This window comes from Enterobacter sp. BNK-14, from assembly GCF_047456095.1.
In the GTDB taxonomy this organism is placed as follows: Bacteria; Pseudomonadota; Gammaproteobacteria; order Enterobacterales; family Enterobacteriaceae; genus Enterobacter; species Enterobacter kobei.
Map to the genome: position 1 here is coordinate 2,189,395 of NZ_CP179897.1, position 25,846 is coordinate 2,215,240.

At 54.5% G+C, this 25,846-nt stretch carries 24 protein-coding genes and 1 other RNA gene; 13 read left to right on the forward strand and 12 right to left on the reverse strand.

What is annotated here, in order from left to right; translation table 11 throughout:
- Positions 1-126: 126 nt before the first annotated feature.
- The 8 genes from pflB to garL form a co-directional block, all read right to left on the reverse strand.
- Positions 127-2,421: a formate C-acetyltransferase gene (pflB, locus tag ACMGGM_RS10440; protein ID WP_023338813.1), complete on the reverse strand. Its 2,295-nt coding sequence runs from the start codon at positions 2,419-2,421 to the stop codon at positions 127-129.
- A 15-nt stretch (positions 2,422-2,436) separates the two neighbouring features.
- The gene (gene tdcD, locus ACMGGM_RS10445) at positions 2,437-3,645 is read right to left on the reverse strand and encodes a propionate kinase (protein ID WP_023331368.1); all 1,209 of its coding nucleotides are present in this window, start codon (positions 3,643-3,645) and stop codon (positions 2,437-2,439) included.
- Between the two features lie 30 nt (positions 3,646-3,675).
- The gene (gene tdcC, locus ACMGGM_RS10450) at positions 3,676-5,007 is read right to left on the reverse strand and encodes a threonine/serine transporter TdcC (protein WP_014885343.1); all 1,332 of its coding nucleotides are present in this window, start codon (positions 5,005-5,007) and stop codon (positions 3,676-3,678) included.
- A gap of 9 nt (positions 5,008-5,016) precedes the next feature.
- A complete protein-coding gene (tdcB, locus tag ACMGGM_RS10455; RefSeq protein ID WP_063614257.1) occupies positions 5,017-6,006 on the reverse strand; it encodes a bifunctional threonine ammonia-lyase/L-serine ammonia-lyase TdcB in 990 nt (329 codons plus the stop codon).
- A gap of 114 nt (positions 6,007-6,120) precedes the next feature.
- Positions 6,121-7,041, reverse strand: coding sequence for a transcriptional regulator TdcA (tdcA, locus tag ACMGGM_RS10460; RefSeq protein WP_014885345.1), 921 nt, complete (start codon positions 7,039-7,041; stop codon positions 6,121-6,123).
- A 687-nt stretch (positions 7,042-7,728) separates the two neighbouring features.
- An RNA gene (gene rnpB, locus ACMGGM_RS10465) (RNase P RNA component class A) lies at positions 7,729-8,105 on the reverse strand.
- A 59-nt stretch (positions 8,106-8,164) separates the two neighbouring features.
- Entirely contained in the window at positions 8,165-9,055 is an 891-nt protein-coding gene (gene garR, locus ACMGGM_RS10470; protein WP_023331370.1) for a 2-hydroxy-3-oxopropionate reductase, read from the reverse strand.
- Positions 9,056-9,075: 20 nt separating this feature from the next.
- A complete protein-coding gene (gene garL / locus ACMGGM_RS10475) occupies positions 9,076-9,846 on the reverse strand; it encodes a 2-dehydro-3-deoxyglucarate aldolase (protein WP_014885347.1) in 771 nt (256 codons plus the stop codon).
- A 358-nt stretch (positions 9,847-10,204) separates the two neighbouring features.
- On the opposite strand from garL, the gene garD reads away from it, so the two are divergent.
- From garD to ACMGGM_RS10515, 8 genes are all read left to right on the forward strand, one after another.
- Positions 10,205-11,776, forward strand: coding sequence for a galactarate dehydratase (gene garD / locus ACMGGM_RS10480; RefSeq protein ID WP_063943526.1), 1,572 nt, complete (start codon positions 10,205-10,207; stop codon positions 11,774-11,776).
- 176 nt (positions 11,777-11,952) lie between these two features.
- A complete protein-coding gene (locus ACMGGM_RS10485) occupies positions 11,953-12,807 on the forward strand; it encodes a tagatose bisphosphate family class II aldolase (RefSeq protein WP_014885349.1) in 855 nt (284 codons plus the stop codon).
- 34 nt (positions 12,808-12,841) lie between these two features.
- Entirely contained in the window at positions 12,842-14,113 is a 1,272-nt protein-coding gene (gatZ, locus tag ACMGGM_RS10490; RefSeq protein ID WP_063943524.1) for a tagatose-bisphosphate aldolase subunit GatZ, read from the forward strand.
- Positions 14,114-14,127: 14 nt separating this feature from the next.
- On the forward strand, positions 14,128-14,595 hold the full coding sequence (gatA, locus tag ACMGGM_RS10495) for a PTS galactitol transporter subunit IIA (RefSeq protein WP_048997415.1): 468 nt from the start codon (positions 14,128-14,130) through the stop codon (positions 14,593-14,595).
- Positions 14,596-14,622: 27 nt separating this feature from the next.
- The gene (gatB, locus tag ACMGGM_RS10500; RefSeq protein WP_014885352.1) at positions 14,623-14,907 is read left to right on the forward strand and encodes a PTS galactitol transporter subunit IIB; all 285 of its coding nucleotides are present in this window, start codon (positions 14,623-14,625) and stop codon (positions 14,905-14,907) included.
- 4 nt (positions 14,908-14,911) lie between these two features.
- On the forward strand, positions 14,912-16,285 hold the full coding sequence (locus ACMGGM_RS10505; RefSeq protein ID WP_063943521.1) for a galactitol-specific PTS transporter subunit IIC: 1,374 nt from the start codon (positions 14,912-14,914) through the stop codon (positions 16,283-16,285).
- 41 nt (positions 16,286-16,326) lie between these two features.
- Entirely contained in the window at positions 16,327-17,370 is a 1,044-nt protein-coding gene (gene gatD, locus ACMGGM_RS10510; protein ID WP_063943519.1) for a galactitol-1-phosphate 5-dehydrogenase, read from the forward strand.
- A gap of 110 nt (positions 17,371-17,480) precedes the next feature.
- A complete protein-coding gene (locus ACMGGM_RS10515; protein WP_063943517.1) occupies positions 17,481-18,254 on the forward strand; it encodes a DeoR/GlpR family DNA-binding transcription regulator in 774 nt (257 codons plus the stop codon).
- A gap of 121 nt (positions 18,255-18,375) precedes the next feature.
- On the opposite strand, the gene rsmI is transcribed toward ACMGGM_RS10515, so the two are convergent.
- Complete coding sequence (rsmI, locus tag ACMGGM_RS10520; RefSeq protein WP_014885356.1) at positions 18,376-19,239, reverse strand: 16S rRNA (cytidine(1402)-2'-O)-methyltransferase; 864 nt, start codon at positions 19,237-19,239, stop codon at positions 18,376-18,378.
- A gap of 62 nt (positions 19,240-19,301) precedes the next feature.
- Between rsmI and ACMGGM_RS10525 the strand changes: the two genes are divergently transcribed.
- The 4 genes from ACMGGM_RS10525 to dolP are packed head-to-tail and all read left to right on the forward strand — an operon-like array spanning position 19,302 to position 23,002.
- Positions 19,302-21,452, forward strand: a complete 2,151-nt coding sequence (locus tag ACMGGM_RS10525) for a penicillin-binding protein activator (protein WP_063943515.1) — start codon at positions 19,302-19,304, stop codon at positions 21,450-21,452.
- Positions 21,410-21,805 (forward strand): YraN family protein, encoded by a 396-nt coding sequence (locus tag ACMGGM_RS10530; protein ID WP_014885358.1) that lies wholly within the window; start codon positions 21,410-21,412, stop codon positions 21,803-21,805. The genes ACMGGM_RS10525 and ACMGGM_RS10530 overlap by 43 nt, the downstream gene beginning before the upstream one ends.
- Positions 21,806-21,826: 21 nt before the next feature.
- Positions 21,827-22,417, forward strand: coding sequence for a DnaA initiator-associating protein DiaA (gene diaA / locus ACMGGM_RS10535; RefSeq protein WP_003861754.1), 591 nt, complete (start codon positions 21,827-21,829; stop codon positions 22,415-22,417).
- Between the two features lie 9 nt (positions 22,418-22,426).
- Entirely contained in the window at positions 22,427-23,002 is a 576-nt protein-coding gene (gene dolP / locus ACMGGM_RS10540; protein WP_014171764.1) for a division/outer membrane stress-associated lipid-binding lipoprotein, read from the forward strand.
- A gap of 49 nt (positions 23,003-23,051) precedes the next feature.
- Here the strand turns inward: dolP and ACMGGM_RS10545 are convergent, their stop codons facing one another.
- Together ACMGGM_RS10545 and ACMGGM_RS10550 are read right to left on the reverse strand one after the other, a co-directional pair.
- Positions 23,052-24,089, reverse strand: coding sequence for a permease (locus tag ACMGGM_RS10545; RefSeq protein WP_014885359.1), 1,038 nt, complete (start codon positions 24,087-24,089; stop codon positions 23,052-23,054).
- 40 nt (positions 24,090-24,129) lie between these two features.
- Entirely contained in the window at positions 24,130-24,774 is a 645-nt protein-coding gene (locus tag ACMGGM_RS10550) for an NAD(P)H-binding protein (RefSeq protein WP_014885360.1), read from the reverse strand.
- 128 nt (positions 24,775-24,902) lie between these two features.
- Between ACMGGM_RS10550 and ACMGGM_RS10555 the strand changes: the two genes are divergently transcribed.
- Positions 24,903-25,421 (forward strand): type 1 glutamine amidotransferase domain-containing protein, encoded by a 519-nt coding sequence (locus tag ACMGGM_RS10555; protein ID WP_014885361.1) that lies wholly within the window; start codon positions 24,903-24,905, stop codon positions 25,419-25,421.
- On the opposite strand, the gene ACMGGM_RS10560 is transcribed toward ACMGGM_RS10555, so the two are convergent.
- The gene (locus ACMGGM_RS10560) at positions 25,401-25,835 is read right to left on the reverse strand and encodes a YhbP family protein (RefSeq protein WP_023331387.1); all 435 of its coding nucleotides are present in this window, start codon (positions 25,833-25,835) and stop codon (positions 25,401-25,403) included. The two genes, ACMGGM_RS10555 and ACMGGM_RS10560, sit on opposite strands and share 21 nt — an antisense overlap.
- Positions 25,836-25,846: the final 11 nt, after the last annotated feature.

A 25,846-nucleotide genomic window follows, 5' to 3' on the forward strand; every position in this document is an offset into this window, starting at 1 on the left:
TTGGGAAAAGCAGGAACATTGTTTTTCAAGAGCGGATGAATATGTGTGAGTAATTATATAAACAATTTTGTATGTTTAGCGGGCAAAAAAATGCCCCCTGCGTTGAGGGGGCCTGAGAACACACTTTTAGATAGATTGAGTAAACGTCCTCGATATCACATCCTGCTGCTGCTCGCGCGTCAGGGCATTAAAGCGCACGGCATAGCCTGAAACACGAATGGTCAAATTCGGGTAATTTTCCGGATGCGCAATGGCGTCCAGCAGCATTTCCCGGTTCATTACGTTGACGTTCAGGTGCTGCCCGCCCTCAATGGCCGCTTCATGGTGGAAGTACCCGTCCAGCAGCCCCACCAGGTTGGTTTTGCGCACCAGCTCATCTTTGCCCAGCGCCTGCGGCACGATAGAGAAGGTGTAGGAGATCCCGTCCTTCGCATAGGTGAACGGCAGCTTGGCCACCGACGTCAGCGAGGCCACCGCCCCTTTTCTGTCACGGCCATGCATCGGGTTCGCGCCAGGAGCAAATGGCGTGCCGCCGCGGCGACCGTCCGGCGTATTCCCGGTCTTCTGGCCGTAAACCACGTTGGAGGTAATAGTCAGAATAGACTGGGTCGGCACCGCATTGCGATAGGTTGGCAGCGCCTGAATTTTCTTCATAAAACGCTCAACCAGGTCGCAGGCGATGCTGTCCACGCGGTCGTCGTTGTTGCCGTACTGCGGATAGTCACCTTCGATGACGAAATCAACCGCCAGACCGGTGTGGTCGCGCACCGGTTTCACCGTGGCGTATTTAATCGCGGAAAGAGAGTCCGCCGCGACCGACAGCCCGGCGATGCCGCAGGCCATGGTGCGATAGACGTCACGGTCATGCAGCGCCATCAGTGAGGCTTCGTAGCTGTACTTATCGTGCATGTAGTGAATGAGATTCAGCGCGCTGATGTACTGCACCGCCAGCCAGTCCATAAAGTGATCGAGGCTGGCCATCACGGTGTCGTAATCCAGCACCTCATCCAGCAATGGCGCGGTTTTCGGGCCGACCTGAATCTTCAGCTTCTCATCCACTCCGCCGTTGATGGCGTACAGCAGCGTTTTCGCGAGGTTGGCGCGGGCGCCAAAGAACTGCATCTGCTTGCCGATCACCATCGGGCTGACGCAGCAGGCAATGGCGTAGTCGTCGCTGTTGAAGTCGACTCGCATCAGATCGTCGTTCTCGTACTGCAGTGAGGAGGTGACAATCGACACCTGCGCGGCATATTTCTTAAACGCAATCGGCAGCTGTTCAGACCAGAGGATCGTCAGATTGGGCTCCGGCGCAGGCCCCATGGTGTGCAGGGTGTGCAAATAGCGGAAGCTGTTTTTGGTGACCAGCGTGCGGCCGTCCAGCCCCATTCCGCCAATCACTTCCGTCGCCCAGATCGGATCGCCCGAGAAGAGCGTGTCGAACTCCGGCGTGCGCAGGAAGCGGACCATGCGGATCTTCATGATGAAGTGGTCGATCAGCTCCTGCGCCTGCACCTCATTTAGCCGTCCGGCCTGCATGTCGCGCTCAATGTAGATATCGAGGAACGACGCTGTGCGCCCCAGCGACATCGCGCCGCCGTTCTGGGATTTCACCGCCGCCAGGTAGGCAAAGTAGACCCACTGCACCGCTTCCTGCGCGTTCATCGCCGGACGCGAGATATCAAAGCCGTAGTTCGCCGCCATCTGCTGGATCTGGAGCAAAGCACGCTTGTGCTCCGCCAGCTCTTCACGCAGGCGGATCGTCGCTTCGAGATCGTCACCGCGTTCCAGCTTCGGCTGGAGATCCGCAAACTGCAGCTCACGCTCGCGCACCAGATAGGTGATGCCGTACAGCGCCACGCGTCGGTAGTCACCGATGATGCGCCCGCGTCCGTAACCGTCCGGCAGACCGGTCAGCACGCCGGATTTACGGCAGCGCATCATCTCCGGCGAGTAGACGTCAAACACACCCTGGTTATGGGTTTTACGCAGGTCGGTAAACAGGTATTCAAACTGCGGATCCATCTCGCGGCCATAGGCTTCAAACGAGCTGCGGATCATGTTGATCCCGCCATACGGATGCAGGGCGCGCTTAAGCGGTTTATCGGTTTGCAGCCCGACGATCGTCTCCAGATCCTGATCGATATAACCCGGCCCGTGAGCGGTAATGGTGGTGGCAATGTTAGTATCAAAATCTACCGGGGCGTGGGTGGCATTCTCCTGACGAATGCCGACCATCACCTTCTGCCACAGCGCCGTCGTTGCTGGCGTCGCCTGCGCGAGGAAAGCTTCGTCGCCTTCATAAGGGGTGTAGTTATGCTGAATAAAATCGCGCACGTTGACGGCGTTTTTCCATTCTTCACCGCGAAAGCCAGCCCATGCGTCGCTGTAGGGCGCGACGCCTGTATCGATTGTTACGTTCATGTGTTTCTCGCTATATCAGGCGTAAGCCGCAGCCGGAGTGACCTTCCCAAGACGGAGGGCGTCCAGCGCGATCATTTTTTCTTCATTGGTAGGGACAACCGCGCAGACTACGCGGGAGGAATCGGTGCTGATGACGCGCTCGCCCGCGCTGCCCGGCAGGGCATTTTTAGCCTCGTCGAGGAGGATGCCGAAGACCTTAAGATGCTCCGCCACCAGCGCGCGGATCAGTTTCGAGTTTTCGCCAATACCACCGGTAAAGATCACGCCATCCAGACGATGCAGCGATGCCGCGTGACCGGCGATATGCCGCGCAATCCGGTGGACAAAGGTGTGGATCGCCAGCTGCGCCCGTTGATTGCCTTCGTGCCAGGCTTTCTCCAGCGCACGTAAATCGGAGGAGATGCCGGATATCCCCAGCAACCCGGACTCTTTGTTAACCACGCGCTCCAGATCATCAAATGACTGGCCGGTTTGCTGGGCAATCCACGCCATCGCGCCAAAATCCACGTCGCCACAGCGCGTGCCCATCACCAGCCCTTCCAGCGGCGTCATGCCCATGGAGGTATCGACGCTCTCACCGTTGCGCACCGCGCAGATGGAGGCCCCGTTACCAAGATGAGCAATCACCAGCCCGCTGTCGTCGGGGGACAGCCCGAGAAGCGTATGCGCCTGTCCGGCCACGTAACGATGGGAAGTGCCGTGAAAACCGTAACGCCGTACGCCCAGCGCTTCAAAATAGCGGTACGGCAAGCCGTACAGATACGCCTGAGGCGGCAGCGTCTGATGGAAGCTGGTATCGAATACCGCCACCTGCTGCACGCCCGGGAACAACCGCTCTGCGGCTTCCACGCCGCTTAAGTTGGCGTAGTTATGCAGCGGTGCCAGCGGGGAAACCTGACGGATCTGCTCAATCACCTCTTTCGTAATCAGGGTCGACTCGCTGAAGAGGTCGCCGCCGTGCGCAATACGGTGGCCAATTAAGGCCACGCTGCTCATCAGGTTGCGCTTCTCCAGCTCCAGGGCGATGGCTGCCAGCGCCCCTTCGTAGTCCTGGTGAGCCAGTTTGACTGGCTCACCCCCGTTCACGGAAATAAAGGCCTTTTCGGTGTTGATACCGTCCGCAATGCCCGTCATCAGGGTCTCACAGCTGCTGGCGTCGAGCACCGAAAACTTAACAGAGGACGAACCGCAGTTAATAACCAGTACTACCGGAAACTCAATCATCATATGACTCCGCTCTTCCTGAGCTATGGGTTAGAACAGTTTGTAAACAATATTCAGAATGGTCAGCAGGCCCACAACCGTGACGAAGATGTTCTCGGGTTTGCCCTTATATTTCGCCATGGCTGGCGCTTTGCGGATGGCGTACATCGGCAGCAGGCACAGCAGAGAGGCGATGATCGGTGCGCCCATGGCTTCGATAAGGTCGAGAATGTTCGGGTTGGCATAGGCCACAACCCAGGTGGAGCCCATGATGAAGACCATGCTGATGGTGTTCAGCTTGCCAACGGAAACCTTCTTCTTATCCCCCTTATAACCGAACTTGAGGATCAGGCCGTTCAGCCCTTCCAGCGTGCCCAGATAGTGCCCAAAGAAGGATTTAAAGATAGCGACCAGCGCGATGATGGACGCACCGTATTCCAGCACCGTGGCAAACGTCGATTTGGTTCCCGACATGGAGGCAAAGTGGTTCGCCAGATAAGAGAGCACCGGAATGTTCTGCGCTTTGGCATCCGCCATGTTCTGCGGAGAGAGCGTAAACAGGCAGCTAAAGGCGAAGAACATCACTACGGCGACCATCAGCATGCTGGCGCGACCGATGATTTTGGAACATTTCTGCTCGGTAAACGCTTTACCGAACTCGGGCTCGTACTCTTCACGCTTGGAGACCACAAATGAGGAGACGATGGGCGAGAAGTTGAAGGAGAAGACCATGATGGAGATCCCCAGCCACACCGTGACCAGAATGCCGTCATGACCGGTAAAGGAAATATCGCTCAGGTTGACCTGGTCGATCACCGCCGAGTTCCAGTATGGGATCAGCGACAGGGAAATCAGCACCAGGCTGGCGATGAACGGGAACACCAGGAAGCTCATCACCTTCACCATCAGATCTTTACCAAACCAGATCACAAAGGCCATCAGCAGCAGCAGGAACAGCGCCACTACACCACGGTTCAGCGCAGGCAGCTGGAGCTGGTTTTCCCAGAACGTCATAAAGGTGTTGGTAATGGTCACGCCGTAAATCCACAGCAGTGGGCAAATGGCAAAGAAGTAGAGGAAGGTGATGACCACCCCGCCGGTCTTGCCGAAGTGCTCTTCCACCGTTTCGGTAATGTTGCCGGAGACATTACTGCCGGACAGGCACAGACGCGCCAGCGCGCGGTGACAGTAAAATGCAATCGGGAACGCGAGGACCAGCATCAGCAGGATGGGGATCAACCCGCCAAAGCCTGCGCGAATAGGGAAGAACAGCACGCCTGCGCCAATGGCGGTTCCGAACAGGCCCAGCGTCCAGGTGGTATCAGACTTACGCCAGGAGGACGTTTTTGTCTGGCCAACGATAATGCTTTCTGTGTTGCTCATAGGTCACCTTTATGCGTCAACGAAGCCGGTAATTTGGGAAACACGGGAGAGATCGATATTGCCGCCGGAAATAATGCAGACGGTTTTTCGGCCCTGAATATAGTGGTCAAGTTTGCCGCTTAATAATGCCGCGCAGGCCAGCGCGCCAGCGCCTTCCGTCACCACTTTATTTCGCTGAATAAGCGCAATCATGCTGTTGCGAATATCGTCTTCGCTCACCAGCACAATGTCATCAACCAGTTCGCGGACGATTTCGAAGGTTAATTTACCCGGACGAGATACGTCGCAACCGTCAGCTAATGTACCGGTGACGCGATGGTTGGTGATTTCTCCGGCCTGGTATGATGCCGCCATCCCATGAACATTTTCAGACTGTACGCCAATAATATTAATGGTCGGGTTAATGGATTTAATGGCCGTTGCAATCCCGGCAATTAATCCGCCACCGCCGATGGGAACAATCACGTTATCCACATCATACAAATCTTCGAGAATTTCCAGGCCAATGGTGCCCTGTCCGGCGATCACTTTCGGATCGTCATACGGCGGGATAAAAATGCGCCCTTCCATCTCGACGATTTCACTCACTTTCGCGATGGTGTCATTGAAGTTCTCGCCGTGAAGCACCACTTCAGCCGAGTAGTCACGCGTCGCGTCTACTTTAGACTTTGGCGCGCCCTTCGGCATCACCACTTTGCCGTCAATGCCGAGCATTGCACACGAGAGCGACACACCCTGCGCGTGGTTTCCCGCCGAGCAGGCGACGACGCCCTTACGCTTTTCAGCATCGGTCAGCGAGCTTAATTTATTAAACGCACCGCGAATTTTAAACGAGCCAGTACGCTGCATATTTTCAAACTTCAGGAATATTTCACCCTTACAGCGCTCGCTGAGATAATTCGAACGCGGCATGCCGGTTTTATAGATTTTACCCGCCAGGCGTTTTCTGGCGTCCTGAATATCTTCAATCGTTACCGGAAGGTCGTAGGTAATGTGCATAATATCCTCGTTATAATAATTCATTCTTTTCAGGCAAAGTCAGGGTATCAGAGCATAAAATTATCTCTGGGTGTTTTTTATAAAATGTTTATTGCTTCTAAGGAGATTAATATTTCATCGTCGTCTTTCACCGGTGAGTGAGGCATATTGTTTTGCCAGTTCAACCAATACTGACGCGGATTTTTTAATTCTGTAATTTTTCGACCACACGGCGGCATAACGCGCCACGGGTAATTCATCCTCTACCGGCAGAACAATAAATTGATCCGAGCCGAACGGAGCAATCATGTCGCGTGGAATCACCGTCAGATAATCGGCATTCAGGACAAGGTTATAAATGGTGACCACGGAATCGGTCTGGACGATGTTTTCAATACTGATGTGGTTGTCTTGCAGAGTGGTCAGAAGTTCTTTGTAGTAGCCCATATCGGTTTGCGGCATCACCCACTGCTCATGCGTGAGCGATGCCAGTGTCGTCGGGCCGGTGCACGTTCGTGATTTACTGGCGACCAGCACAAATTCTGACTCAAACAAGGGCTCGACGTGCAGATCCTGCAGCAGCATCTCATCACTCAGCGTGCCGATGGCGAAATCCAGCCGACCATCGCGAATGGCTGGCAGGAAAGAGGAGAGTTGGGCTTCATACATAGATACACGCGCTTTCGGGAACACTTCCTTGAATTTTTTGATCATTTCGGACAGGAAGGTGAAACCAATCAGTGATGGGTAGCCAAAGGAAACGTCCATCACGGTGCTGAAACTCAGGCTGTTGATCTCGCTCACCATGTTTTTCATTTCGCGGGTGATCGACTCTGAGTAGGAGAGCAGCACCTGGCCTGCGGCAGTCAGTTTTACGCCCGTGTTTTTACGCACCATGACTTCCACGCCGAAGTAGGATTCGATATCGCTGATGATTTTGCTGACGGCGGGTTGCGTCAGGCCCAGTTGTCTTGCAGCAGAACCTATGGAGCCACTTTTAATGACTTCCTGAAATACCACGAGGTGCTGTGTTTTCGGTAGAATAATAGTGTTCATAATATTCTGCGCTTATTTCCCTATGACGCAGCGGATTCTACCCAATATTGTTTCAGGGGGTATGTGCTGTTACTCACAATTTGCCTTCCCGCATTATTCACCGGAACAACAAAAAACATAAAAAGCTTTTATCATCAATCAGATAGGCTTACCAGATCACACCATTACGCTGATATCGATCAACAAAACCAACAGTAATAAATTTATTTTATGGCGATAACCTGGATAAATTTTCTTGCGTTAATAAAATCAATAAAGACGATCTTTCAGGCAATTAAAGACCAATAAATAACCGTTATTCAGTTGAAACATTCTTTCAATTTATCAATTTTTACAGATGCTTTTAGGCTGGCTTTCGATAAAAAGAGGAATACGTCACACATTCGCAGGATGAATGTTTTTAAATGCAATATGTAGATATCAAACATGAAAACATATTGATTCATTAAGACAACAATCACAACAAATTAACAACACCGTGGATTAACCCCTTTTCAGCGCGAAATTTTGTGATAACGATCGCCTGTAGATTGCTTGAGGCCATTGAAGAGATAAAAACAGTGAAATGTGCTTAATGTCGCAAATATGAGAATTGATGTCGTTTGTGGGGTTGTCGGGTGGCGTAGCACTTAACCGACCTACAACCTCCTGAAAGCAAAAACCCCGCCGAAGCGGGGTTTTTTAAGAAGTTGAAGCTGACCGATAAGCCGGGTTCTGTCGTGGACAGTCATTCATCTAGGCCAGCAATCGCTCACTGGCTCAAGCAGCCTACCCGGGTTCAGTACGGGCCGTACCATGTGAACCCCTATTTGGCCTTGCTCCGGGTGGAGTTTACCGTGCCACGGACTGTTACCAGCCGCGCGGTGCGCTCTTACCGCACCCTTTCACCCTTACCTGATCCCGCTTGCGCGGGCCATCGGCGGTTTGCTCTCTGTTGCACTGGTCGTGGGTTTCCCCCCCAGGCGTTACCTGGCACCCTGCCCTATGGAGCCCGGACTTTCCTCCCCTCCGCCCGTCTCCCCCGAAAGGGACGACGACGAAGCGGCGACTGTCTGGTCAGCTTCGGCGCGCAGTATAGAGGGTTTGCGCGCCGCTGTCACCTTCAGGTGCAGACAAGACGTAATTAACGCGCGACTTCTACCTTTGCCAGTTTTTCGTAGTAGCACGCAATCGCACTGTGATCGGCCGTGCCCAGACCATCTGCACGCAACGCCTGCATCATCTCCATCACCGCCGCGGTCAGCGGCAGCTGTGCGCCTACACCGTGGGACGTATCGAGCGCGTTCGCCAGATCTTTAATGTGCAGGTCGATACGGAATCCCGGCTTGAAGTTACGGTCCATCACCATCGGCGCTTTGGCATCCAGCACGGTACTTCCCGCCAGACCACCGCGAATCGCCTGATAGACCAGGTCCGGGTTAACGCCCGCTTTGGTTGCCAGCGTCAGCGCTTCAGACATCGCGGCGATGTTCAGCGCCACAATGACCTGGTTCGCCAGCTTGGTCACGTTGCCCGCGCCAATTTCACCCGTATGCACCACGGAGCCTGCCATCGCTTTCATCAGGTCATAGTATTTATCGAAAATAGCTTTATCCCCGCCGACCATCACCGACAGCGTGCCGTCGATCGCTTTCGGCTCACCGCCGCTGACCGGCGCGTCCAGCATATCCACGCCCTTCGCTTTTAGCGCCTCGCTGATTTCACGACTTGCAAGCGGTGCGATAGAGCTCATATCAATCAGCACCAGGCCGGGCTTCGCGCCCTCAATGATGCCGTTCTCCCCCAGCGCGACCTCTTTAACATGCGGGGAGTTTGGCAGCATGGTAATGATGACATCGCACTGCTCAGCAATCGCTTTGGCGGTGGAGGCGGTTTCTGCGCCAGCCGCCATCACCTCGGCCACAGATTGCGGATTATGATCGGAGACCACCAGTGAGTAACCCGCTTTGATGAGGTTCTTACTCATTGGTTTACCCATGATCCCCAGGCCAATAAAACCCACTTTCAGCGTCATAACTGTTTCCTCAATGATGGTTATTTTTTAAAAGCGTCCGCTAATTTCTGCGTCGCTGAGCGGAACACCCCGAGATCGCTGCCGACGGCAACAAAGGTGGCTCCCCACTCCAGATAACGGCGGGCGTCGGCTTCTACCGGTGCCAGAATGCCACTCGGTTTACCGTGTGCTTTGGCGCGAGCAAATATGTGCTGGATCGCACGCTGCACGTCAGGGTGGCTGGCATTGCCCAGGTGGCCAAAGGCGGCAGCCAGATCGCTTGGGCCGACAAAGATACCGTCCACACCGTTTGTGGCTGCAATAGCGTCGAGGTTATCAACCCCCTGCTGGCTCTCAATCTGCACCAGAACAGTGATGTTGCTATTGGACTGCGCGAAGTAGTCCGGCACGGTGCCGAACATGTTGGCGCGGTGTGAGACGGAGACGCCGCGGATCCCTTCCGGCGGGTAGCGCGTTGACGCCACGGCCAGCGCCGCTTGTTCCTGGGTTTCCACAAACGGGATGAGGAAATTGTAGAACCCGATATCCAGCAAACGTTTGACGATCACCGGGTCATTGGTTGGCACTCGCACCACCGGGGCGCTGGCGCTGCCTTTCAGGGCCATCAGTTGCGGAATAAAGGTGCTGATATCGTTTGGCGCATGTTCGCCGTCGAGCACCAGCCAGTCAAAACCAGCAAGGCCCAGCACTTCAGTACTTATTGGGTTTGCCAGCGCAGACCAACAGCCAATCTGGATCTGGTGCGCCGCGAGGGCCGTTTTAAACGTATTCGGGAAGATATTGTTATTCATCACTTATACCTTTTTAATTCCGCAGTTTGAGCCGGGATTATTTATTGCGAAACATATTTTTTTATATTTATTTCTCTGACTGAATGTTGGCAATATAAAATCGTCCTTCAGTATAATCGTCACTTCACAACAGCACATTGTTTTTATGCTCAAGTATTGCGCCTCATTTCAACGCCATTTTGAGCATCTGCCCAACGCTGTGGGCGCTAATGCACAGAATCAGGGATTAGTTAGCCTGACGCGATCGCGATCACATTTTTAACTGTCTTCTGCTGACATCCTTTATTTCCTCGAGAATAAAACGATTATCCAACGGGTTAAATTTACTATCTGACACTTTGCCGGAGAAATGTGAATAATGGCCGATATTGAAATGAGAGAGGCATCGCCGACGGCGTTTTATATAAAAGTTCACGATACGGATAACGTGGCGATTATTGTCAATGACAATGGCTTAAAAGCGGGAACACGCTTCCCGGACGGACTGACGTTAGTTGAACATATTCCCCAGGGGCACAAAATCGCACTGGTCGATATTCCTGCCCATGGGGAGATCGTGCGTTACGGTGAAGTCATCGGCTATGCCGTTCGCGCAATTCCGCAGGGAAGCTGGATTGAGGAGTCGCTGGTTGAGCTGCCAAAAGCGCCACCGCTGAACACCCTGCCACTTGCCACCCGCGTACCGGAACCGCTTCCCCCACTGGAAGGCTATACCTTTGAAGGCTATCGCAATCCGGACGGCAGCGTCGGTACCAAAAATCTTCTCGGTCTCACCACCAGCGTACACTGCGTGGCGGGCGTGGTGGATTACGTGGTGAAAATCATCGAACGCGATCTGCTGCCGAAATACCCGAACGTCGATGGCGTGGTTGGCCTGAACCATCTCTATGGCTGTGGCGTAGCGATCAACGCGCCAGCGGCGGTCGTGCCGATCCGTACCATTCATAATATTGCCCTCAACCCGAATTTTGGCGGCGAGGTGATGGTGATTGGTCTGGGGTGCGAAAAACTCCAGCCTGAGCGTATGCTCCAGGGTACCGAAGACGTCAAAGCCATTCCGGCAGACGAGGCCAGCATTGTACGCCTGCAGGACGAACGCCACATTGGGTTCCGGTCTATGGTCGACGATATTCTGCAGGTTGCTGAGCGTCATCTGGATAAGCTCAACCGACGCCAGCGCGAAACCTGCCCCGTGTCTGACCTGGTGGTGGGAACCCAGTGCGGCGGCAGCGATGCGTTCTCTGGCGTGACGGCCAACCCGGCGGTGGGCTTTGCGTCCGACCTGCTTGTTCGTTGCGGTGCGACGGTGATGTTCTCTGAAGTGACCGAAGTCCGTGATGCCATCCATTTACTGACGCCGCGCGCCGTCAATGAAGAAGTGGGCCAGCGCCTGCTTGAGGAGATGGCCTGGTACGATAACTATCTCGACATGGGTAAAACCGACCGTAGCGCGAATCCGTCTCCGGGAAACAAAAAAGGGGGCCTGGCGAACGTCGTGGAAAAAGCCCTGGGTTCGATTGCGAAATCCGGCCAAAGCGCGATTGTGGAAGTCCTCTCTCCGGGACAGCGGCCGACCAAACGCGGCCTGATCTACGCGGCAACGCCGGCCAGCGATTTTGTTTGCGGCACCCAGCAGGTGGCATCCGGCATTACGGTGCAGGTCTTTACCACCGGACGCGGCACGCCGTATGGCCTGATGGCAGTCCCGGTGATCAAAATGGCGACGCGCACCGAGCTGGCAAACCGCTGGTACGACTTAATGGATATCAACGCGGGAACCATCGCCACCGGAGAAGAGAGCATTGAGGACGTGGGCTGGAAGCTATTCCACTTCATTCTGGACGTGGCAAGCGGGCGGAAGAAAACGTTCTCGGACCAATGGGGATTACATAACCAGCTGGCGGTGTTTAACCCGGCACCAGTGACGTGAGTTTACTATAAACCTCTTTCAGCATGGCTTCGGCCATGCTTTTTTTTGTTTTCGATTCTTTCGCATTCTTACCTTTCATTTCGAATCTTTCATTTCTAAGATACCAATCACAAAAAAGCATTCCGAAACCCTATATTGTCTTTCGCACAAACAAAACGAAAGGTTTCGGAGGAAAGATGTATATCATCTCGTCAAAAGCGATGCTGATAAAGGCACAGCGTGAAGGTTACGCGGTCCCTGCATTTAATATTCATAATCTCGAAACACTGCAGGTAGTCGTCGAAACGGCCTCAGAGATGCGGTCTCCTCTGATTGTCGCGGGCACGCCCGGTACGTTTAGCTATGCCGGAACCGGGAATGTGGTAGCCATTGCTGGCGATCTGGCCAAAACGTACAACCAGCCACTGGCGATCCACCTCGATCATCACGAAGATTTCGACGATATCGCGCAGAAAGTACGGAGCGGGATCCGCTCTGCAATGATCGACGGCTCTCATCATCCGTTCTCTGAAAACGTATTGCTCGTAAAGAAAGTGACGGACTACTGCCACCGCTACGACGTTAGCGTAGAGGCTGAACTTGGCCGTCTTGGCGGTCAGGAGGATGACCTTGTCGTCGACAGCAAAGATGCGCTCTACACCAATCCACAACAGGCTCGCGAGTATGTTGAGCTGACGGGTATCGACTCGCTGGCTGTAGCCATCGGCACCGCGCACGGCCTGTATAAAGCTACGCCAAGGCTGGATTTCGAACGCCTGGCAGAGATCCGTAATTTGGTTGATATCCCGCTGGTACTGCACGGTGCCTCAGGATTGTCGACAGAAGACATCCGTAAGGCTATTAGCCTCGGGATCTGCAAGGTCAATGTCGCCACAGAACTCAAAATCGCCTTCTCGAATGCGCTGAAAACCTATCTCGCTTCATATCCCGATGCCAGCGACCCCCGTCATTACATGGTACCAGCCAAAAGTGCCATGCAAGAGGTCGTACGCAAGGTTATTGCCGATTGTGGTTGTGAAGGAAAGCTCTAACGACGAAAGATTAATGTCCTAATCCGGAGGAAATGTGAAAGATATTATTGCCCGCCATAAAGCGGGAGAGCATGTCGGTATTTGTTCTGTCTGTTCCGCACACCCGCTGGTCATTGAAGCTGCACTGCGTTTTGATTTGAATACCGACAATAAAGTGCTGATTGAGGCCACTTCAAATCAGGTGAATCAGTTTGGCGGCTATACCGGCATGACTCCTGCTGATTTTCGCGATTTTGTATTGAATATCGCCAGGGACGTTGGTTTTCCCCGAGAACGCCTGATTCTTGGAGGGGATCACCTGGGGCCTAACTGCTGGCAAAACGAACCGGCTGAAGCCGCGATGGAAAAATCCGTTGAGCTGATCAAAACCTATGTCGCTGCCGGATTTACCAAGATCCATCTGGATGCTTCCATGTCATGCGCCGACGACCCCGTCCCGCTAGCACCAGTAGTGGTAGCCCAGCGGGCTGCACAGTTATGCAAAGCTGCAGAAGAGACGGCTAATGAGGAACAAAAAGCGGCACTAACCTACGTTATTGGCACTGAAGTTCCCGTACCGGGTGGGGAAGCCAGCAGTATTAACTGCGTGCATGTTACCCGTGTTGAAGATGCCGCACAGACGCTCGATACCCACCGAGCTGCCTTTAGCGCACTCGGTCTGGAAGATGCTATGACACGCGTGATCGCTATCGTGGTGCAACCGGGCGTGGAGTTCGACCATACCCAAATCATTCACTATCAACCCCACGCGGCCGAGGCACTATCCGGCTGGATCCGCCAGACACCAATGGTCTACGAGGCGCATTCAACCGACTACCAGACCCGTCAGGCTTATCAGGCCCTGGTGCGCGATCACTTCGCGATCCTGAAAGTGGGCCCGGCGCTCACCTTTGCTCTGCGTGAAGCCATCTTTGCCCTGGCACAAATGGAGAGAGAACTTATCGCCCCTGAGCAGCGCAGCCACGTGCTGGAGGTGATTGACGAAGTGATGCTGAACGAGCCGGATTACTGGAAAAAGTATTACCGTCCAACCTGGAGCCAGGCGATGGTGGATATCCATTTCAGTCTTTCTGATCGCATTCGCTACTACTGGCCGCATCCACGTATCCGTCAGGGCGTGGAGAAATTACTCACCAACATGAGTAATACCTCCCTGCCGTTGGGTCTTATTAGCCAGTTTATGCCCGTTCAGTTCGAACGATTGTCAATGAATGAGATCGTTGCAACACCGCACAATCTCATCATCGACAAAATACAGGATGTATTACGTGCCTATCGATATGGCTGTACCCCTGAATACGTCTGATGCCCGGAGAGTCTATGAGTCACGTTTTTGTCCGTACCGGAATTGAGTTTGAAAACTGTCAGCTTGCGCTGGCGCACATTGGTGAGGAGATGCTGGCGAAAGGTGTTGTGCATACCACTTACCCAGCCGCACTTCTCGAAAGGGAGATCAACTACCCCACCGGCATAACCCTTGAGCGCCATGCGGTTGCAATCCCGCATTGTGAGGCGGTACATGCCAAAAGCCCCGCGATTTACCTGATTCGCCCGGACAAACCGGTGAATTTTCAGCAGGCTGATGATGATGGAGAGGTCGCCGTTTCACTCATCATCGCATTAATTGTTGAAAACCCTGCGGCGCAAATAAAACTGCTGCGCCGTCTTTTCAGCGAGCTACAAAACCCGGACACGCTGGACCTGTTGTTGGTCACACCAGCCGATCGCCTGGCTGAGCAATTCCGGGAGACGATCCTTGAGCCTGCCTCCTGTGCACAGGCTTCATAACATACTGATAATAAAAAGGAGTACCCTATGAAACGTAAAGTTATTGTTGCCTGTGGTGGTGCCGTAGCAACCTCAACCATGGCGGCTGAAGAGATCAAAGAACTGTGTGAAGCCCACCACATAGCGCTTGATCTGGTCCAGTGTCGGGTGACGGAAATTGAAACCTATATGGACGGTGCAGACCTCATTTGCACCACGGCAAAAGTCGACAGATCGTTTGGTGACATTCCGGTAGTTCATGGGATGCCGTTTGTATCGGGCGTCGGTATCGAAGCCCTGCAACAAAAAATCCTCACTATCCTCGAGGGGTGAAATCATGTTTACCGAAATCATGCGGTATATCCTCGACCTCGGTCCCACCGTCATGCTGCCCATCGTTATCATTATCTTCTCAAAACTTTTGGGGATGAAACTGGGCGATTGCTTCAAGTCCGGCCTGCATATCGGCATAGGCTTCGTGGGAATTGGATTGGTCATTGGCCTAATGCTCGACTCCATTGGTCCGGCAGCTAAAGCGATGGCGGAACAATTCCAGATTAACCTTCACGTAGTGGATATCGGCTGGCCAGGTTCTTCACCCATGACCTGGGCCTCACAAATCGCACTGGTGGCGATCCCGATAGCGATCGGCGTCAATGTCATCATGCTGGTCACTCGTATGACCCGTGTAGTGAACGTGGACATCTGGAACATCTGGCACATGACCTTCACCGGCGCAATGCTGCACCTGGCCACTGGCTCTTACTGGCTGGGGATCCTTGGTGTGGTGGTTCACGCAGCCTTTGTCTACAAGCTGGGTGACTGGTTTGCCAAAGACACGCGAGACTTCTTCGGCCTGGAAGGAATTGCTATTCCACACGGCTCGTCGGCGTATCTCGGTCCCGTCGCGGTGCTGGTCGATACGATTATCAACCACATTCCAGGTCTTAAGCGGATCCACTTTAGCGCCGACGATGTCCAGAAACGTTTTGGTCCGTTTGGCGAACCGGTCACCGTCGGTTTTGTCATGGGACTGGTCATTGGCATGCTGGCAGGCTACGACGCGAAATCCGTTCTGCAACTGGCAGTGAAAACCGCTGCAGTGATGCTGTTGATGCCGCGGGTCATCAAGCCGATTATGGATGGCCTGACGCCGATTGCTAAACACGCTCGCAAACGCCTGCAGGCCAAATTTGGTGGTCAGGAGTTCTTAATTGGTCTTGATCCCGCACTGCTGCTGGGTCATACGTCAGTGGTTTCCGCCAGTCTCATTTTCATCCCGTTAACCATTCTGATTGCGGTGCTGGTGCCAGGTAACCAGGTGCTACCTTTCGGCGACCTTGCGACTATCGGTTTCTTCGTGGCAATGGCGGTCGCGATTCACCAGGGTAATCTGTTCCGTACACTCATCTCCGGCGTCATCATCATGGGGATCACACTATGGATCGCCACACAGACCATCGGCCTGCATACCCAGCTTGCACAGAACGCTGGTGCGTTAAAAGCAGGTGGGCTTGTGGCATCCATGGATCAGGGTGGTTCGCCAGTCACCTGGTTGCTCATCCAGCTCCTTACCTGGCAAAACGTGGTGGGATTCATTGTGATTGGCGCGATCTACTTCACAGGCGTACTGCTCACCTGGCGACGTGCCCAGACGTTTACGACGGCAGAGAAAAACGCCGCTAACCCGCAAAGCCAGACGGTATCTTAATATCCGGGGAGCCATGCTCCCCTTCTTTTCTGGAGTAAATCATGAAATCAGTGGTAATTCACGCTGAGGGCAGCGTGCGCGTTGAAGAACGTCCGATCCCTCAAATACAGGATGCGGATGAAGTTCTGGTGCGCATTGTTTGCTCAGGGTTATGCGGCTCAGATATCCCGCGTATTTTTGCCAAAGGGGCACACTATTATCCTATCATCCTGGGCCATGAATTTAGCGGACACGTCGAAGCCTGTGGTGCAGATATAAAGGACCTCCAGGCGGGAGATGCTGTGGCCTGCATTCCACTTCTGCCCTGTTTTTCCTGCCCAGAGTGTGGGCAAGGCTACTACTCGCTGTGTAAGCAGTACCAGTTTGTCGGCTCACGCAGTGACGGTGGCAATGCCGAATATATTGTCGTGAAGCGCGCGAACTTGTTCCGCCTGCCAGCAGAGATGGCAATCGAAGACGGGGCATTTATCGAACCTGTCACCGTAGGTTTGCACGCGTTTCATCTGGCTTCAGGCTGCAAAGGTAAAAATGTCATTATCGTCGGAGCGGGGACGATCGGTCTGCTGGCGATGCAGTGCGCGTTGGCGCTCGGTGCAAAGAGCGTAACTGCGATTGATATCAACGACGATAAACTCGCCCTGGCGAAAACACTGGGTGCGACTCAAGTATTCAACAGCCGTACCTTGAGCACCGATGACATTCTCAACGCGCAGAGTGACAGTCGATTTGATCAACTGGTGCTGGAGACCGCAGGAACACCACAAACTGTCTCGCTTGCCATTGATATTGCTGGCCCTCACGCACAAGTTGCGCTGGTCGGTACATTGCATCATGACCTGAATTTATCTGCCGCAACCTTTGGTAAAATATTACGTAAGGAACTGACGCTTTTGGGTAGCTGGATGAACTACTCTGCACCGTGGCCAGGGGAAGAGTGGGAAACAGCAGTCCGCCTGCTCACCGGGAAAAAACTGCAACTGGAGCCGCTCATTGCTCATACTGGCGACAGTGAAAGCTTCGCTCAGGCCGTGCAGGCACTGAATGGGGCGCCGATGCAGGGCAAAATTATGCTGCGTTTCGCCTAATCTCTCGAGCCAGCAACCTGAGCTGGCTCACATTTACTTTCGAATATAGCCTTACACCTTTCGCATACCTTCGATTAGAATAGGAACAGTTAATTATCAGGCAAATCAATATGAACTCATTTGAGCGAAGGAACAAAATCGTTGACCTCGTCAACGCTCAGGGTAGCGTGATGGTGCAGGATCTTTCTAACCTGTTCGGCATCTCGGAAGTGACCATTCGAACCGACCTGCGCCTGCTGGAAGAAAAAGGCTTAGTCACGCGCTTCCATGGAGGCGCAGCAAAACCGGGCAGTAACCTGGCTGAAAGTGAGAATCAGGAAGTCATACTTGAGGAGCGTTACCAGCTGGCAAGCGACCCGAAAAAACGTATTGCTCAGGCCGCTGCTGCCCTGATCGAAGAAGGAATGACGATTATTTTAGACAGCGGCAGTACCACTATGCGGATAGCCGAAGCCCTGTCGAGAAAAGCCAATATTACCGTCATTACCAACAGCTTGCCCGCTGCGTTTGCTCTTTCGGAAAATAAAGATATTACGCTGGTGGTTTGCGGCGGCACGGTACGCCATAAGACGCATTCAATGCACGGTACCATTGCCGAGCGTTCGCTTGCAGGTATTAGCGCGGACTTGATGTTTGTTGGGGCGGACGGTATTGATGCGACAAACGGCATCACCACCTTCAATGAAGGCTATTCCATCAGCAGCGTGATGGCCGCCGCCGCCCATAAAGTGATTGCCGTACTCGATGCGAGCAAGTTTAATCGTCGCGGGTTTAACCAGGTACTGCCAATGGAGAAGATTGATTGTGTGATTACGGATGATGGGATCGGAAAACATGATAAAGATCTGCTGAGCAAAACGGGCACTGAGGTCATTACGGTTTAGCTAACAACGCAGGTCAGCGCATGACCTGCGCAATTTTCTTTTCCGACATTTATACCGACATTTTATAAAGTTGCAGGCAAAGTAAGGCGCAGCCGCCGCCCGGCAAAAAGACGGCTGGGGCTTACTCCCCCTGCTGCTCCAGCGCGTACTTATACAGGGCATTCTTCTTCACGCCGTGAATTTCCGCCGCCAGCGCAGCCGCTTTTTTAAGCGGCAATTCGGCCTGTAGCAATGCCAGCGTGCGCAGCGCATCGGCTGGCAGGGCATCCTCTTCTGCTTTATGCCCTTCGACAATCAGCACCATCTCACCTTTGCGGCGGTTTTCGTCTTCCTTCACCCACGCCAGCAGTTCACCCACCGGTGCGCCGTGAATGGTTTCCCAGGTTTTGGTCAGCTCGCGCGCCAGCACGACGTAGCGGGACTCACCCCAGACGGTAACCATATCGTCCAGGCTTTCCAGCAGGCGGTGGGTGGATTCGTAGAAAATGAGGGTACGCGGTTCCGCTTCCAGGTCTTTTAAGACGTCGCGACGGCCTTTGGATTTGGCGGGCAGAAAACCTTCATAGCAGAAACGGTCAGACGGCAGACCTGCAGCGCTTAACGCAGCAATCGCGGCGCACGGTCCCGGCAGGGGCACAACGCGAATGCCGGCTTCACGGCAGGTACGCACCAGATGGTAGCCGGGGTCGTTAATCAGCGGCGTTCCCGCGTCGGAGACCAGCGCAATGTTCTGCCCCTCCTTGAGCTTCGCCACCAGCGTGTCGGCTTTTTGTTGCTCATTGTGATCGTGCAGGGCAAACAAACGGGCGTTAATCGCGAAATGCTGCAGCAGTAAACCGGTATGACGAGTGTCCTCAGCCGCAATTAAATCAACGGCTTGCAATACAGTGAGTGCACGTTGGGTAATATCAGACAAATTCCCGATAGGAGTAGGTACAATATAAAGCTGGCCTTGAGAATTATCTGCCGTTTCGTGTTGTTTCATTGTTTCGTCCGTATTGCCGATTTAATATTGAGCATTGCGTAAAAAAAATCACTGGATACAGTATGGTACCGTTAACGTTTCTTCGAAAAAAAGCCACGCGCAGCGTGCCGCTTCTGCTGGCAGCCCTGATCTTTGCAGGCTGCGGCACCCAGGCACCTGACCAGAGCACCGCCCATCTTGAGGGTTCCGCTCAGGCTGATTCTGGCTTTTATCTGCAACAAATGTCGCAGAGTTCAAATGATACCAGGATCAACTGGCAATTACTCGCCATTCGTGCACTGCTGAAAGAGGGAAAAATCCAGCAGGCTGCAGAGCTGTTCGGCCAGCTGCCGAAAGATCTTAACGATACCCAGCGTCTTGAGCAGAGCCTGCTCTCTGCCGAGCTGAAGGTCGCGCAGAAAGAGTATGACAGCGCGAAAAAGATCCTGGGTAGCATCGACCTGAGCGCGCTGGATAAAAACCAGCAGGCACGCTTCTGGCAGGCGGGTATCACCGCTGAACAGGGGCGTCCTTCCCTGACGCTGCTCCGCGCGCTTATCGCTCAGGAACCGCTGCTTGCCGGTGCCGACAAGCAGAAAAATATTGATGCCACCTGGCAGGCTCTTGCCGCCATGACCCCGGATCAAGCAAAGGCGCTGGTCATCAACGCGGATGAGAACGTGCTGCAGGGCTGGCTTGATCTCCAACAGATGTGGTTTAACAACCGCACCGACCCTAAGATGCTGAAGGCCGGTATTACCGACTGGCAGACTCGCTACCCGCAAAACCCGGGCGCCAAAATGCTGCCAACCCAGCTGGTGAACGTGCAGAACTTTAAGCCAGCATCGACCAGCAAAATTGCACTGCTTCTGCCGCTGAATGGTCAGGCGGCGGTGTTTGGCCGTACGATTCAACAGGGCTTTGAAGCGGCGAAAAACGGCACTATGCCGGTGACGGGCAGCGCGGTGCCGGTGCAGGCAGCACAGGCGGCCAACGTGAATGATGTTGTCAGCCCTTCCGCCGCCGAGACCAGCGATCTGACCACGGCGCAAACCCCGGCGCAAGGCACGATGCAAAACCCGGTGACCGCACCGACGACGCCTCCGCCTGCTGCAGAACCAGCAACACAGGCGCCAGTAGAGACACCTGCTTCTCCTGCAGCGCCTGAGGCAACAGCAGAACAAACTCAACAACAGCCAGCACAACCAACCGCTCCACCTGCCGCGCAGCCGCAGGCCGTGGCGACCACCAGCGCTAATCCTGGCACCGAACTGAAAATTTACGACACCAGTTCGCAGCCGCTTGACCAGGTACTGGCTCAGGTGCAACAGGACGGGGCGAGCATCGTTGTCGGTCCGCTGTTGAAAAACAACGTGGAAGAGCTGATGAAGAGCAATACCACGCTAAACGTGCTGGCGCTCAACCAGCCGGAGCAGGTTCAGAACCGGGCCAATATTTGCTACTTCGCGCTCTCTCCGGAAGACGAAGCTCGCGATGCGGCACGTCATATCCACGAGCAGGGTAAACAGGCTCCACTGTTGCTCATCCCGCGCAGTACGCTGGGTGATCGCGTAGCGAATGCCTTCGCCGATGAGTGGCAGAAGCTGGGCGGCGGTATCGTGCTGCAGCAGAAATTCGGTTCCGTCTCAGAACTGCGCGCGGGCGTAAACGGCGGAGCGGGTATCGCGCTTAACGGCAGCCCGGTGACCGCCAGCCTGCCACAGCAGCAGGGCGTGACCATTGGTGGGCTGACCATCCCTGCCCCACCTACCGACGCGCAGATCGGCGGCGGTGGAAAAGTGGATGCGGCTTATATCGTTGCCACACCGCAAGAGATCGCCTTTATCAAACCGATGATTGCGATGCGTAACGGCAGCCAGAGCGGCGCAACGCTCTATGCCAGTTCCCGCAGCGCGCAAGGCACCGCTGGCCCCGATTTCCGTCTGGAAATGGACGGCCTGCAGTACAGTGAAATTCCGATGCTCGCGGGCAGCAACCCGGCGCTGATGCAGCAGGCGCTGAGCAGCGTACGTAACGACTACTCACTGGCGCGTCTGTATGCCATGGGAGTCGATGCATGGGCGCTGGCGAACCACTTTACCCAGATGCGTCAGGTACCGGGCTTTGAGCTTAACGGCAACACCGGCGATCTGACCGCGACGCAGGACTGCGTGATCAACAGGAAGTTATCATGGCTCAAATACCAGCAGGGACAAATCGTCCCGGCCAGTTAAGCCGTAAAGAGACCGGCGATGCGTGGGAGTTAAAAGCGCGTCGCTGGCTTGAAGGCAAAGGACTGCATTTTATCGCCGCTAACGTTCGCGGACGTGGCGGCGAAATTGATCTGATCATGAAAGAGGGTCAGGTGATTGTGTTTGTAGAAGTCCGCTTTCGACAGTCTTCCCGTTTTGGCGGTGCTGCCGCCAGCGTGACGCTCGCCAAACAACATAAATTATTACAGACTGCCCACTTGTGGCTTGCCCGCCATAATGGGAGTTTTGATACTGTGGATTGCCGGTTCGATGTGATAGCCTTCACCGGAAATGAGATCGAATGGCTTAAAAACGCTTTTGGCGAAGACGCATAATTACGATTTAAAAGGGATAACGTGCTCGAAAGAATTAAAGTGTGCTTCACAGAAAGCATCCAGACTCAGATTGCCGCGGCGGAAGCCCTTCCGGACGCGATCTCTCGTGCTGCAATGACGCTGGTGCAATCCCTGCTTAATGGCAACAAAATCCTCTGTTGTGGCAACGGTACCTCAGCCGCCAACGCACAGCATTTTGCTGCCAGCATGATTAATCGTTTTGAAACCGAACGCCCGAGTTTACCTGCCATTGCACTTAATACCGATAATGTGGTCTTAACAGCGATTGCTAACGATCGTCTGCATGACGAAATTTACGCAAAGCAGGTGCGCGCCCTGGGGCATGCCGGTGATGTGCTGCTGGCCATCTCCACGCGCGGCAACAGCCGGGACATTGTCAAAGCCGTTGAAGCCGCGGTCACCCGAGACATGACTATCGTCGCCTTAACCGGCTATGACGGTGGTGAACTGGCGGGTCTGCTGGGGCCGCAGGATGTGGAAATCCGCATTCCGTCTCACCGAAGCGCACGCATTCAGGAGATGCATATGCTCACGGTAAACTGCTTATGCGATTTGATCGATAACACGCTTTTCCCTCACCAGGATGATTAAGGAGTTTTTATGAAGGCTTTATCGACCCTCGCAGTCCTTATGTCTGCATTGCTGCTTCAGGGATGTATCGCTGCGGCTGTCGTGGGTACTGCCGCAGTAGGCACCAAAGCGGCGACCGATCCACGCTCTGTAGGAACGCAGGTGGATGACGGTACGCTGGAGCTGCGCGTCAACAGTGCGCTGTCGAAAGACGAACAAATTAAGAAAGAAGCGCGTATCAACGTGACGGCTTATCAGGGCAAAGTCCTGCTGACGGGTCAGTCACCGAATACCGAACTCTCCAGCCGCGCGAAGCAGATCGCCATGGGCGTTGAGGGCACTACGGAAGTCTTCAATGAAATCCGTCAGGGCCAGCCAATCAGCCTGGGTACGGCGTCGTCTGACACCTGGATCACCACAAAAGTCCGTTCCCAGCTGCTGGGTTCAGATCAGGTGAAATCCTCAAACGTAAAAGTGACGACCGAAAACGGTGAAGTGTTCCTGCTGGGTCTGGTTACCGACCGTGAAGGGAAAGCGGCAGCGGATATCGCCAGCCGGGTCAGCGGCGTGAAGCACGTCACCACCGCGTTTACTTACATCAAATAAAAAAACCTCACTGTAGGCCCGGTAAGCGTAGCGCCACCGGGCTTTTTTTTCACAGAAGCGCAATGCTTCCCACCAGCACCCCACTTAACGCTACCAGCCCCGCTGTCAGCCACAGCGCTTTTGCCGGGAAAGACTTACGCAGCATGACAAGCGACGGCAAACTAATGGCCGGCAAGGTGATAAGCAGCGCCAGCGCGGGCGCGGTGCCCATGCCAGCCAGCATCATGGTCTGAACAATCGGAATTTCAGCCGCCGTTGGGATCACAAACAGGCAGCCAGCAACGGCCATCGCAATCACCCACATCAGCGTGTTATCAATCGCGCCATCCGCATGCGGGAACAGCCAGACGCGCGCCGCGCCGAGCACCAGAACCGCCAGGATATAAACCGGAATGGTGCTCCAGAAAAGTTGCCACAGCGCTTTACCCCAGCGGGCAAAGAAACCGCCCTGCGGCTCGCTGATGTCCAGCTCAACAGAAGCGGGCTCTGGCGCTTTCTCTTTCACCAGATTTTGCACCAGCGTCGCCACCACCAGCACCGTCAGCAGCCCGGCAACCAGGCGGATAGCCGCAAAATGCCAGCCGAGCACAAAGCCCATAAACACCAGCGTTGCCGGGTTGAGCAGCGGGTTGCCCATCCAGAACGCCAGCGCACCGCCCATCGAGACACGCTGACGGCGCATTCCTGCGGCCACAGGGGCTGCACAGCATGAACACATCATGCCCGGCAGAGAGAAAATCGTCCCCAGCAAGGTGCCCTGAAAGCGTGGCTGCCCGAGGGTTTTCACCAGCCAGTTTCGCGGAATAAGTACCTGAATCAGCGACCCTAACAAGACGCCTAATACCGCAGCTTTCCAGACAGCCAGGAAGTAGACCATGGCGTAATCCCACGCCGCCTTCAGCGGGCTGGCATCCGCCTGCGCGAGTATCGATTTACCAATGCTGTGCGTTTCGGCGGCGGTGAAGGCCTTGCCATAGTACGGCTGCCATTTCACATACCAGAGGCCAATGATGACCACGAGAAAGAAGAGTGCGGGCTTCCACCATTGGACAGGTGTCGCCGCCTGAGATGAAGACTGACCAGTCATACCATTCCCCGGAGAGTGTTATTGAATAAGCCGGAGAAGTTTACGCCTCGCCCTGCGCGATTTCACGCAGTTTTGCCGAAGGGATGATATTGACCCCTTCCTGCGACGGTGCCAGCGCCTCTTTCAGCATCGCCTGCGCGACATCCCGCGCCTCAATGGACTTCCAGTTACCCGGCAGGATGCGAAACAGCGGAGCGAAAACAGACTCGTTAAAGCGCCGTTCGTCGCGGTGCCCCATCAGCATGGAAGGTCGCACAATGGTCAAATATTCCCACTTCTGGGCAATCAGCGCCTCTTCCATCTTGCCCTTCACCTGGTTGTAAAAAAACGGCGAGCCGGTGCTCGCGCCGTGCGAACTGACCACCAGAAAATGCTTTGCCCCCAATTTTTTCGCCGTCAGTGCGGTATCCACCACCAGCGTGTAATCCGCATGGACAAAGGCTTCTTTACTGCCCGCCTCACGCCGCGTCGTACCGAGGCAGCAAAAGGCGATATCAATCGGGTCCTGCACCTGCGCCAGCGCGTCGGTGAGCTGCGGGTCGTGCGGGTTAAAGACGCCGGAGATATCCAGCAGCGGGCGACGCGTCGGTGCGGCGATATAGTTAATATGGCGATCCTGGATCAGCAGCCGCAGCAGATGCCCGCCGACCAGCCCGGTCGCGCCCGTAATCAGTACCTGACTCATCGTATCCCCTTTACAGAATTGTCCGTTTGCGAACTCAGCGTGGTCGACCACACTTAGAAGTCTGTTACAGGTAAGTATTTACCACAAGCGGAGAAAAATCAGTCTGAAGCCAAAACAACGGAGGAAGCATGGGCAAGAAAATCGCAGTCTTGATTACCGACGAGTTTGAAGATTCAGAATTCACCTCTCCTGCAGAAGCATTCCGCAAGGCGGGACATGAGGTCATTACCATTGAGAAAGAAGCGGGCAAAACGGTGAAAGGCCATAAGGGCGAAGCCAGCGTGACCATCGACGAAACTATCGATAACGTCAGCCCGTCTGATTTCGACGCCCTGCTGTTACCCGGCGGCCATTCACCGGATTCCCTGCGCGGGGACGAGCGTTTCGTCACTTTCACACGTGACTTTGTCGCTACCGGAAAACCGGTCTTTGCTATCTGTCACGGCCCGCAGCTGCTGATCAGCGCCGACGTGGTCCGCGGACGTAAGCTGACGGCGGTGAAACCGATCGTTATCGATCTGAAAAATGCGGGGGCTGAGTTTTACGATCAGGAAGTGGTCAACGACAAAGACCAGTTGATCACCAGCCGGACCCCGGACGATCTTCCGGCGTTTAACCGGGAAGCGCTACGCCTGCTCGGCGCGTAGCCAGTGAAGCTTCTTGCCAAAGCCCAGCGTGTTGTCGGTAAATTTCAGCTCATCGAGGCGGATTTCCCACACCGGGGCTTTTAACGCAGCGGCAACCGGGAAGCGGCGCGTGTAGTGCTTACGGCGCGCGTCGCTCTCTTCTCCCTCCAGCCGACGGATCTCTCCCTTGAACTGCACGCCACGGATCAGCGCGACCGTTTTGGGCTGGCCATTTACCGTACCCGCCACCTTCGCCTGCTGGCCGGTCATTTGCGCATGCCGCGTTTTGTCTTCGCTCATGACATAGAAGGCTACGCGCTCGGGATCGTAGTAATAAAAGGCGTTCGCGCACCACATCTCTTCGTCTTTACAGACGCACCAGGTGACGACATGCTGCTTCGCCAGCCAGCGGTTAATGGCTGCCAGTGTTTCCATTTTCGCTCTCT

Excerpts from the sequence above, each read along its gene's own strand:
- pflB (WP_023338813.1), bottom strand. The coding sequence starts at position 2,421 with ATGAACGTAACAATCGATACAGGCGTCGCGCCCTACAGCGACGCATGG.
- tdcD (WP_023331368.1), bottom strand. The coding sequence starts at position 3,645 with ATGATTGAGTTTCCGGTAGTACTGGTTATTAACTGCGGTTCGTCCTCT.
- tdcC (WP_014885343.1), bottom strand. The coding sequence starts at position 5,007 with ATGAGCAACACAGAAAGCATTATCGTTGGCCAGACAAAAACGTCCTCC.
- tdcB (WP_063614257.1), bottom strand. The coding sequence starts at position 6,006 with ATGCACATTACCTACGACCTTCCGGTAACGATTGAAGATATTCAGGAC.
- tdcA (WP_014885345.1), bottom strand. The coding sequence starts at position 7,041 with ATGAACACTATTATTCTACCGAAAACACAGCACCTCGTGGTATTTCAG.
- garR (WP_023331370.1), bottom strand. The coding sequence starts at position 9,055 with ATGACGCTGAAAGTGGGTTTTATTGGCCTGGGGATCATGGGTAAACCA.
- garL (WP_014885347.1), bottom strand. The coding sequence starts at position 9,846 with ATGAATAACAATATCTTCCCGAATACGTTTAAAACGGCCCTCGCGGCG.
- garD (WP_063943526.1), top strand. The coding sequence starts at position 10,205 with ATGGCCGATATTGAAATGAGAGAGGCATCGCCGACGGCGTTTTATATA.
- ACMGGM_RS10485 (WP_014885349.1), top strand. The coding sequence starts at position 11,953 with ATGTATATCATCTCGTCAAAAGCGATGCTGATAAAGGCACAGCGTGAA.
- gatA (WP_048997415.1), top strand. The coding sequence starts at position 14,128 with ATGAGTCACGTTTTTGTCCGTACCGGAATTGAGTTTGAAAACTGTCAG.
- gatB (WP_014885352.1), top strand. The coding sequence starts at position 14,623 with ATGAAACGTAAAGTTATTGTTGCCTGTGGTGGTGCCGTAGCAACCTCA.
- ACMGGM_RS10505 (WP_063943521.1), top strand. The coding sequence starts at position 14,912 with ATGTTTACCGAAATCATGCGGTATATCCTCGACCTCGGTCCCACCGTC.
- gatD (WP_063943519.1), top strand. The coding sequence starts at position 16,327 with ATGAAATCAGTGGTAATTCACGCTGAGGGCAGCGTGCGCGTTGAAGAA.
- ACMGGM_RS10515 (WP_063943517.1), top strand. The coding sequence starts at position 17,481 with ATGAACTCATTTGAGCGAAGGAACAAAATCGTTGACCTCGTCAACGCT.
- rsmI (WP_014885356.1), bottom strand. The coding sequence starts at position 19,239 with ATGAAACAACACGAAACGGCAGATAATTCTCAAGGCCAGCTTTATATT.
- ACMGGM_RS10525 (WP_063943515.1), top strand. The coding sequence starts at position 19,302 with ATGGTACCGTTAACGTTTCTTCGAAAAAAAGCCACGCGCAGCGTGCCG.
- ACMGGM_RS10530 (WP_014885358.1), top strand. The coding sequence starts at position 21,410 with ATGGCTCAAATACCAGCAGGGACAAATCGTCCCGGCCAGTTAAGCCGT.
- dolP (WP_014171764.1), top strand. The coding sequence starts at position 22,427 with ATGAAGGCTTTATCGACCCTCGCAGTCCTTATGTCTGCATTGCTGCTT.
- ACMGGM_RS10545 (WP_014885359.1), bottom strand. The coding sequence starts at position 24,089 with ATGACTGGTCAGTCTTCATCTCAGGCGGCGACACCTGTCCAATGGTGG.
- ACMGGM_RS10550 (WP_014885360.1), bottom strand. The coding sequence starts at position 24,774 with ATGAGTCAGGTACTGATTACGGGCGCGACCGGGCTGGTCGGCGGGCAT.
- ACMGGM_RS10555 (WP_014885361.1), top strand. The coding sequence starts at position 24,903 with ATGGGCAAGAAAATCGCAGTCTTGATTACCGACGAGTTTGAAGATTCA.
- ACMGGM_RS10560 (WP_023331387.1), bottom strand. The coding sequence starts at position 25,835 with ATGGAAACACTGGCAGCCATTAACCGCTGGCTGGCGAAGCAGCATGTC.